Origin of the sequence: Flavobacterium sp., from assembly GCF_043778725.1 — a bacterium.
Taxonomy (GTDB): Bacteria; Bacteroidota; Bacteroidia; order Flavobacteriales; family Flavobacteriaceae; genus Flavobacterium.
Genome location: NZ_JAYWFT010000140.1, coordinates 1 through 8,828 on the forward strand (window position 1 = coordinate 1; position 8,828 = coordinate 8,828).

An 8,828-nucleotide genomic window follows, 5' to 3' on the forward strand; every position below is an offset into this window, starting at 1 on the left:
GATACAGCGCATTTAGTTAGATGGAATTTATATTTTGGTCATGTAATCCCATCTAATTATGGAGGTGCAACTAGATATTACACACAAGCTGGAGTTACAAGTGGTTTAAGAAATTTTGAGGTTTCTGATAAATTTAGCCGTGATTATCCTAATCAAGGATCACTTAGAGGCCTGAAAGTGATGGCTAACGTTACAAATAATGATACTGCCTTTACCTATTCGATTTATTTTATAAGTAATCATAACTTAACATCAATTCAGGTATTTCAATCTACCATTGACTAAAAGTTAAAAATACACTCGAAATTATATCTCGAAAAGCACAATTTAAAAGTTGTGCTTTTTTTGTTTAATAACAAATAACCTGAAAACTGTCAATAAAGTAACTCAAGAAATAAACTTACATATTTAACAAATGTTTTATTTTCAAATATTTAGATATAATATATTTACTTAAACTTTCTTTTTTTGCGTAAATGCAAAAATAACGCAATGAAAATCACAATAAATAGAATTAATATCACTATTTTTGATAAAATTAAATAAATCGTCCTGCCCAAACGATTTTTTATTAACCTACCAAATTCAAATAAAAATGAAAAAAAAACTATGCAGCTTAGGCACACTGACAGTCATTTCAATGTTTACCCTGTCAACTATGGCTCAAGAAACAGACAAAAATGTAAACAGTAGAGAAAGAAATGCTAACGGAACTCCTTATTTCGTTTCATTCAAAGAAAATTCAAAATACAAAAAAACGGATTACCAAGCCATCTTTAAAGAGCAACTGGGCTTGAAAGAAAACCAAAATTTCTCCAAAATTAAAACCGACACCGATGATTTGGGCTTTATCCATGAAAAATTTCAATTATTTCATCAAGATATTAAAGTAGAATTTGCTACCTATACGCTTCATTCAAAAAATGGGAAAGTAGCAACAATGAGCGGTGAATTTTACAACATTGAAAATGTAAATACAAATCCGTCAATTACGGAGGAAGCAGCATTAATAAATGCAAAAAAAATTATCGGTGCGCAAAAGTACTTATGGGAAACCCCAGATGATGCAAAATCCATCAACTACCAAAAACCAAAAGGAGAGTTAGTATTGCTTCCTTCAATTAAAGGAATAAAACTAGCCTACAAATTTGACATCTATGCTACTATTCCTATAAGTCGTGGTGATATATATATTGATGCAATTACGGGTGAATCATTATTTTATAATGCAACAATAAAACACTTGGGCGAGCATTCTAACGGCAAAGGATTGTCTGGAAAAAATAACCTCGACAATCAAAAAAAAAATACAAGTTTAGCTTTAGCTAATGCTGCTCTAAGATATAGTGGAGCTCAAACATTAGAAACTACATTAAATGGCTCATCTTATGTCTTATCAGATCCAACAAGGGGAAACGGGGTACAAACATTTAATAGCGCTAGGACTGCATCTTACCCATCAACTAATTTTACTGATGCAGACAACAATTGGACCGCAACAGAGTTCAACAATTTAAATAAAGACAATGGCGCTTTAGATGCACACTGGGGTGCAGAAAAAACGTATGATTATTTTAAAAATGTACACAATAGAAATAGTTTTAATAATTCAGGAGGTGCAATTAGAAGTTATGTACATTATAATCTTGTAGCAGCTGGTTATCCAGACAACAACAATGCCTTTTGGAACGGATCTGTTATGACTTATGGTGACGGTACGGGAACTGGTGGCTTTGACATGCTTACTTCATTAGATGTTGCGGCACACGAAATTGGTCATGCAGTTTGTGAAAACACTGCAAACCTAACGTATCAAAACGAATCTGGAGCTATGAATGAGGGCTTTTCAGACATTTGGGCAGCTTGTGTAGAATATTATGCTGCACCAAACAAACAGACTTGGTTAATTGGTGAAGATATAGAAAAAAGAACAGGACACGCTTCATTGCGCTCAATGAGTAATCCAAAAATAGAAGGACAGCCTGATACTTATAAAGGGATTAGTTGGTATTCAGGAGCAGCAGACAATGGTGGCGTGCATTATAATTCGGGTGTTTTAAATCACTGGTTTTATATTCTATCAATAGGGAAGTCTGGAACAAATGATAAAGGAAATGTTTTTAATGTAACTGGAATAACAATTGAAAAAGCATCTAAAATCGCATACCGTTTAGAATCAAATTATCTTTCTTCCAACGCAACTTATGCAAGTGCTCGTACAGGAGGTATCCAAGCAGCAATTGATATATATGGTGCTGGTGCTGCAGAAGTAATTGCAACTACAAATGCATTTTATGCAGTAGGAATTGGCGCAGCATATACATCAATGACTACAGACACAACAACGCCAAGTTCTCCAACAAGTTTAATAGCCTCAGGCACCACGAATACTACAACTAACCTATCTTGGTCAGCAGCAACAGATAATGTTGGAATTACAAGTTATGATATTTATAAAGGAAACACTTTGATAGCATCAACAACCTCAAATGTTATAACTTATGAGGTTTCAGGATTAACAGCAGCAACAACATTTACTTTCGCAGTAAAAGCAAAAGATGCAGCAGGAAATATTTCATTGGAAAGCAATACTGTAAATGTAACCACCACAGCATCAGTTGTCACATATTGTTCATCGAAAGGAAACAATGTTACAGACGAATTTATAGATTATGTAGCACTTAGGAATGTTACCAACACAACAGCAGGAAATATGGGATATGGTAACTTTACAAATTTAATAGCTAATTTACCTTATGGCACAAATCTAATAACTTATAGCGCTGGGTTTAATGGCACGCCATATAAAGAGTTCTGGAAGGTTTGGATAGATTTCAACAAAAACGGAACCTTCGAAACAACAGAACAGATAGTTTCAAGATCTTCGTCAAGTAGTTCAAATTTAATTACATCATTTATCGTGCCTTCAACAGCATTATCAGGCACAACACTAATGCGGGTTTCTATGAAATATAATGCTACATCATCAGCTTGTGAAACATTCAGTTATGGTGAAGTTGAGGATTATACAGTTAATATTGGAACCACATCAACCGCAACCATTGCAGATTTTGGAAATGAGATAACCGAAGAAAAAAAATACGATTTTGAAATGCATCCTAATCCAGCAGTAAATAGTTTGACAGTCTCCATTTTAGATAATCGTGAGGTGTCATATAAAATATATAACACAATAGGGCAAATTATAAAATCAGACCAATTGAAAGAAGCAGAAATTAACGTTTCAGATATGGTTCCTGGTTTGTACATCCTCGAAGTTAACGATGGCCAAAAAACTATTTCCAAAAAATTTATAAAAAAATAGAATGATATAAATTAGTTCATTATTTCAATTTATAAAGCAGGTTCAACAATTTGAACCTGCTTTTTTTGGTTAAATTTTTATTTAAACAAAAAACACATTGCCGCAATAAACCTTTTGCTAAATAATATCTATATCTAACATATCATGTAGCTAACAAGCAAAACAATATTATTTTAATCTAATATTTTTGTATTAGATAATTAATAGCAATGAAATTTAAAATTAAATACAGCATATTTCTTTTACTTATTACAACCTTTGCGTTTGCTAATGCTAGCATAATTTTGAAAGGATCATTTTCGAATATAGATGAAGAAGCATCAGTTGTTCTAAGACAGTATAACTATGGAGAAAAAGTTGTTGGTAGAACAAGTGTAAAGTCAGGGAAATGTGTTTTTAACAACTTAGAAAAAATTGAAGATGGAGTATATCAAATTGTAATAAACAGTTGGCCCAATGCCTCAAGTAAAAAACCAGCATATAGTTTTGATGTAATCATTGATAGTGCCGAAGATACTTTTGAATTTAGTTTCGATCCAAAAAGAAGCAATATTCCAACAATAATCTCTTCGAAAATAAATATAGATTGGTACCAATACATGCAAAAAGAAAGATTTAAAATTGCAGTTTTAAATCAAATCGAAATTTCGATAAATCCAAACAATCCATCTCAAAATATATCTAAGATGAACTTGAAAGAGATTAATGAAAAAGAAGTGCAAGAATTGAAAAATTTAAAATCAGATTACATAAAAAAGAATTATAATAAATGGTCGACATCTATGGTTCAAAACGCAACAAATCTTATTTGGTTGTTCGATTTTTCAAAAGAAAAATTCTGGAAGGGATTCCAAACTGATGTTCCATCATTATTAAATACACCAATTTATCAAAATATAGTTCAAGCTTACATAATAAAATATTATGGAGATGCAAATGAAGAAGAGTACAAGCAAGGGTTTGAGGAGGTAATAAAACAATTTAGCAAGAACAGTGCAACTAATGAATGGGTTGTTAAATATGTAATTACAGGATTAAATCAAATTGGAAATAATAATTTAGAATCCTATTTTTCTAAAAGGTACAATTATAAAATATAAAGAAGAAATGAATAAAAATGTATTCACAAAACAATAATGATATTCTCATTTATGACAAAACACAACATTTTATCAAATTAGTTAAGCACTATTGCGGTAATTGTAAAGACATAGTATTTTGCGATGAAAAAGAAAAGGTATGGGAATTAAATTTTGAGACAATAAGAACTGCATATGCAATCATAGAAGAAAAATTTGATTTACCGGAGTTAGTAAAAATTTCGAACAACGTAGAAGATCTTTATATAGCAACTAATTCAATTGTGATGAAAAATTATTTAAAGAAACTTGAAAATGTAAAGTTATTCAATAAAGATAAAGACAAATTTAAAATAATGAATGAAATTTTTAATAAAACAGTAGGATTTGATATAAAATAACAAACTAAATTCAATCTTGATATTCAGATAGGTATAATTCTAAATTTTTCATCCTTTGTTTAAATTAAGTTAGTAATAGAATTTTATAATATGTGTTTCTCACAAATTATTACCTATCTAGTATCAATAAAGTCATCAGGTAAACTAAGCTTTTTCATTGGAGTTATGGTTGATAAAGATTTTTTTTAAGTGTAGATTTAGACATCCATAGAGTTTACCTGATTTTTATTTGAGAGAATTAAAAATAAAACAAAATGACAGAATAGTAAAAAACAGGTAGGATCATCCTATTACTTAATACTTATTTTTTTTAGTAAAATTTTGAATAAGTTAGATATAGAAATGAATTTTTCACACATAACCTACCTGTTTCCAAAAAATAACGTGGCACAAAAATAATATACAATTAAAAAAACATTGAATATATTGAGATTCAGGTAGTTGTGTTCTAAACTAAAACTTGCTTTTTTTTGTGTTTGGTAAAGGTAATTATTAGCAAGTTTTTTAGAACAAAATTTTCATAGAAAGACTACCTGTTTCAATATAATAAAAAATCAGGCAAACAAAACTATATAATTTAAACTATTAAAAATAGATTATTTACATAGGTAGATTTGGGTTTTCATAGAGTTTGCCTGTTTTTAAATAAAAAACACTTTAAATCTTTGAGTTAAACATAAAAAAGCAACAATACATGGGAAAAAAAATTTACATTATTGGCCAAATACCCAAAATAATTGATTTAAGTTGTGAAGCGAAATTTTTTATAGCCCAAATGTATCTAACACAAATGGGGTTCAATGTTGTCAATCCTATAAATAGACTCATTGATAACACTGTGAAAAATGAAGTCGCCGTAAGAAAAAACATAAATGATTTAATGTTGTGTAATGCAGTATATATAATGCCATGTACTAAATTAGGTAAAAATGTTAAAAACTTAGAGATTAAGTTAGCTTTAGACTTCAATTTAACAATAATAAACGGAAGTATTGATACAAGTTCGGAAAGTTCGGAAAGAATAAAAAAAGAAAGAATAAAAAGAAAAAAAACAATCGCAAATTAAATTATAATCAGGCAAACAGTTTCTTAGTTGGGTAATAAGCATATGATGTACTTCTTAGATTTAAATTCTCTAAACATCATAAAGTTTGTCTGATTTTATAATTATCATATAATGAACATAAATATAATAATTGCTATAGAAAACGACATATTAAAGTCGGGCTTAAATACAATCATTTCCGAAGGTATTTTATCCAGTAATGTTATTGAAATCAAAAAATCAGACTTACTATCTAAAATAAATTTAGTTTTTTTTGATGCTGTTATAATTGATATAAAACCAAATAATAAAATTGATTTTGATTTGATAACCAAAATCATATCAATTGACAAAAATATAAAAATTTTTGTACTCTCACCCAAAAATATTGAAAGTAGAATGCTTAAACTGATAAACTCTGGTTGTATTGGGGTTATTCTTAACTCGTATTCAAATAAAACTATAATTAAATTAATCAAATTTAAACTTCAAATAAATAGCATCCTAGAAAAATCTGTACGCGTAAAAAAGAAACACAATTCGCAAAACATTGAAAAATTATTATCATCTAGAGAATTAGAAGTAGGTTTAATGTTAGTTAAAGGAGAGACTATTTCATCAATTTCTGAAAAAAAAAACTTAGCTCTTACAACAATCAGTACTTACAAAAAAAGAATATTTCAAAAAACAAAAGTTAAGAATCTTATTGAAATGGCAAAATTATTTGAAAAAATAAAAATTTTGAATCAAACAACATGACAAGTGATAAATTTTTAGAGTTAGTCTTTAAAAAAAGAAAAAAGAAATGTGATGGAGGAATAGAATCTTTAACGTCAATAATAAAACACTATAAAGGTCATATTGTTGCGTTTAATTTCACGAAAATAATTGATGAGGATTACTATCAATCAACTTCATTGGAGGAATTAAACTGTATAATATCTAATTACGGACTTATTGGGGCAGTATGCATACAAGTTGATATTCCAACAATAATTGAATACAACCAACCTATAGTTATCAATATCGCAAGTTTAAAGACAACAAATCATTTTGTAGTTTGCCATAGTTACACTGAGCAACATGGCTTTTACATAATAGACCCTATAAACGATCCATACTACGCGTCCATAGCTGGTCTAAAATCTATATGGTTGGATAAAAAATGTTTGGTTTTTGTCAGTGTCTAAATTTAAAACATATGAAAAATTTCTTTAAAAGAAAGCATCCAGTTCAAAAAAATGATTTAATTGACACAAAATATTTAATGGAAATGAATAGCTTTTATTCTATGTTAATTAAAATGAAAAAGAAAAGGCCTAACTTAAACATAGCATGGATAATGACTAATCTTTATGGCAAAAATTACATAAAATCAATTAAACAGTAAATTTCTTTAATTTGTAAATATGAAAATAAATGATTATTTATTAAAAAAGATTTGGTTTAGAATCATTGTTGTCCGATAAAAGTAAATAAAAAAGAAGCCATAAAAATGGCTTCTCAATAAAAATCGTAATTTGGTTTTGCAAAAGACAAAAAACGATGGGCAAAAATAATTATTTTTCGAGTAAATCTGTTTTACTCAATTTTTTATTTAAACTTTGGACTTCGTGATTGCTTCGCAGTTCGGACAGCTGATTTCTTTAATTGATGATAAAAAGATAAGAGAATCTGTTAAGAATTGTGATTCTGATAGATATGTAAAGCGATTTAAGAGTAAAGATCATTTAATAAGTATGCTTTTTTGTTCTTTTAAAGTGTAACTCATTACAAGAAGTTTCAGTCGCAATGCTTGGATTATCTGGAAAAACAGAAAGTTTTCAGCTCGGTCACATTCCAAAAAGAAGCACATTATCAGATGCAAATAAGAATAGAAAAGTTGATTTTTTTGAAGAAGTATACAATAAATTATTACATCAATATAGTTCAGTTTTATCGGACAGCCGAATTGAAAACGTTGTAAATAAACAAGTTAAAATAGTTGATAGTACAACAATTAGCTTGTTTAAAGATATTTTAAGTTGTGTTGGACGCAAGAGTAAAGAAGGTAAAAGCAAGGGCGGAATTAAAGTCCATACGGTTATAAATGCAGATGAAATAGTTCCGAATTTAGTATGGTTTAGTCCAGCGGTAACTCACGACCATAACTTTTTACAGAAATTAAAATGTGACGATAATACAGTTTATGTTTTTGATAAAGGATACAATGATTACAAGGCTTTCCAGCATTTTACAGACCATAAAACAGGTTTTGTAACACGATTAAAAGACAACGCTTTACATCAAGAAATTGATGATTTAGAAATACCCGAACATATTCATAACGGTGTTTTGACCGATAAAATAATTGAAGTTGAAGTAAAAAAAGACAAAGAAGTAAGTAAGTTAAAGTTGCGAAAAATAACTTTTTATGATCGAGAAAATAAACGCAAATTTGAATTTTTAACCAATTTATTTGATTTAAGAGCTGACTTAATTGCTGGATTTTACAAAAAAGATGGCAAATAGAGTTGTTATTCAAGCAATTAAACAAAATTTTCCATTGCGCTATTTTTTAGGAGATAATGAAAATGCCATTAAAATTCAGATTTACTGCGTTTTAATTGTAAATTTATTAATAGCTGTAATAAAAAAGAAATTAAAAAGAAGTTGGGCATTCTCAAATTTAGTAAGTTTTGCAAAATTCATCTTTTCAATTACATTCAGTTGATGAAATTTTTAGAAAATCCAGAAAAGACTGGATTGTTAAAAAAACTGAAATATAACAATTATCATTTTTTTAGTGCCTTGTTTTGAGAAACGAAAGATTTAAAAAATTAAAAAGCTGAATAACAAATTAAAACAGTCTGTTTTAATTTTTATCGGACATTAATGGTTTAGAATATTGTTTTGAAAAACATTTTAAAATTAAATTTACATATTCATTTACAATCAATAAAATTGCTAATTATTACATTTCAATAGAATCGTACGGT

At 28.6% G+C, this 8,828-nt stretch carries 10 protein-coding genes; all 10 read left to right on the forward strand.

Annotated features, from left to right (window positions below):
* On the forward strand, positions 1 to 285 hold a 285-nt coding region (locus ACH2CG_RS13390; protein ID WP_395066024.1), incomplete at its 5' end, for a hypothetical protein.
* Positions 286 to 595: 310 nt separating this feature from the next.
* Complete coding sequence (locus tag ACH2CG_RS13395; RefSeq protein WP_395066026.1) at positions 596 to 3,325, forward strand: M4 family metallopeptidase; 2,730 nt, start codon at positions 596 to 598, stop codon at positions 3,323 to 3,325.
* 209 nt (positions 3,326 to 3,534) lie between these two features.
* Positions 3,535 to 4,425, forward strand: a complete 891-nt coding sequence (locus ACH2CG_RS13400; protein WP_395066028.1) for a hypothetical protein — start codon at positions 3,535 to 3,537, stop codon at positions 4,423 to 4,425.
* A gap of 17 nt (positions 4,426 to 4,442) precedes the next feature.
* On the forward strand, positions 4,443 to 4,805 hold the full coding sequence (locus ACH2CG_RS13405; RefSeq protein WP_395066030.1) for a hypothetical protein: 363 nt from the start codon (positions 4,443 to 4,445) through the stop codon (positions 4,803 to 4,805).
* Positions 4,806 to 5,499: 694 nt separating this feature from the next.
* Complete coding sequence (locus tag ACH2CG_RS13410; RefSeq protein WP_395066032.1) at positions 5,500 to 5,871, forward strand: DUF4406 domain-containing protein; 372 nt, start codon at positions 5,500 to 5,502, stop codon at positions 5,869 to 5,871.
* Between the two features lie 111 nt (positions 5,872 to 5,982).
* On the forward strand, positions 5,983 to 6,609 hold the full coding sequence (locus ACH2CG_RS13415) for a response regulator transcription factor (protein WP_395066034.1): 627 nt from the start codon (positions 5,983 to 5,985) through the stop codon (positions 6,607 to 6,609).
* Positions 6,606 to 7,040 carry a cysteine peptidase family C39 domain-containing protein gene (locus ACH2CG_RS13420; protein WP_395066036.1) on the forward strand — a complete coding sequence of 145 codons (435 nt, stop codon included), beginning with the start codon at positions 6,606 to 6,608 and terminating at the stop codon, positions 7,038 to 7,040. The genes ACH2CG_RS13415 and ACH2CG_RS13420 overlap by 4 nt, the downstream gene beginning before the upstream one ends.
* Positions 7,041 to 7,463: 423 nt before the next feature.
* Positions 7,464 to 7,616: a DUF4372 domain-containing protein gene (locus ACH2CG_RS13425; protein ID WP_395066042.1), complete on the forward strand. Its 153-nt coding sequence runs from the start codon at positions 7,464 to 7,466 to the stop codon at positions 7,614 to 7,616.
* A gap of 25 nt (positions 7,617 to 7,641) precedes the next feature.
* Positions 7,642 to 8,361 (forward strand): IS4 family transposase, encoded by a 720-nt coding sequence (locus ACH2CG_RS13430; protein ID WP_395066038.1) that lies wholly within the window; start codon positions 7,642 to 7,644, stop codon positions 8,359 to 8,361.
* Positions 8,351 to 8,563 carry a hypothetical protein gene (locus ACH2CG_RS13435; RefSeq protein WP_395066040.1) on the forward strand — a complete coding sequence of 71 codons (213 nt, stop codon included), beginning with the start codon at positions 8,351 to 8,353 and terminating at the stop codon, positions 8,561 to 8,563. Before ACH2CG_RS13430 ends, ACH2CG_RS13435 begins: the two co-directional genes overlap by 11 nt.
* The last annotated feature ends 265 nt before the right edge of the window (positions 8,564 to 8,828 follow it).

Bases quoted from the DNA above. Each gene is read 5' to 3' on its own strand.
- ACH2CG_RS13395 (WP_395066026.1), top strand. From the start codon at position 596: ATGAAAAAAAAACTATGCAGCTTAGGCACACTGACAGTCATTTCAATG.
- ACH2CG_RS13400 (WP_395066028.1), top strand. From the start codon at position 3,535: ATGAAATTTAAAATTAAATACAGCATATTTCTTTTACTTATTACAACC.
- ACH2CG_RS13405 (WP_395066030.1), top strand. From the start codon at position 4,443: ATGTATTCACAAAACAATAATGATATTCTCATTTATGACAAAACACAA.
- ACH2CG_RS13410 (WP_395066032.1), top strand. From the start codon at position 5,500: ATGGGAAAAAAAATTTACATTATTGGCCAAATACCCAAAATAATTGAT.
- ACH2CG_RS13415 (WP_395066034.1), top strand. From the start codon at position 5,983: ATGAACATAAATATAATAATTGCTATAGAAAACGACATATTAAAGTCG.
- ACH2CG_RS13420 (WP_395066036.1), top strand. From the start codon at position 6,606: ATGACAAGTGATAAATTTTTAGAGTTAGTCTTTAAAAAAAGAAAAAAG.
- ACH2CG_RS13430 (WP_395066038.1), top strand. From the start codon at position 7,642: ATGCTTGGATTATCTGGAAAAACAGAAAGTTTTCAGCTCGGTCACATT.
- ACH2CG_RS13435 (WP_395066040.1), top strand. From the start codon at position 8,351: ATGGCAAATAGAGTTGTTATTCAAGCAATTAAACAAAATTTTCCATTG.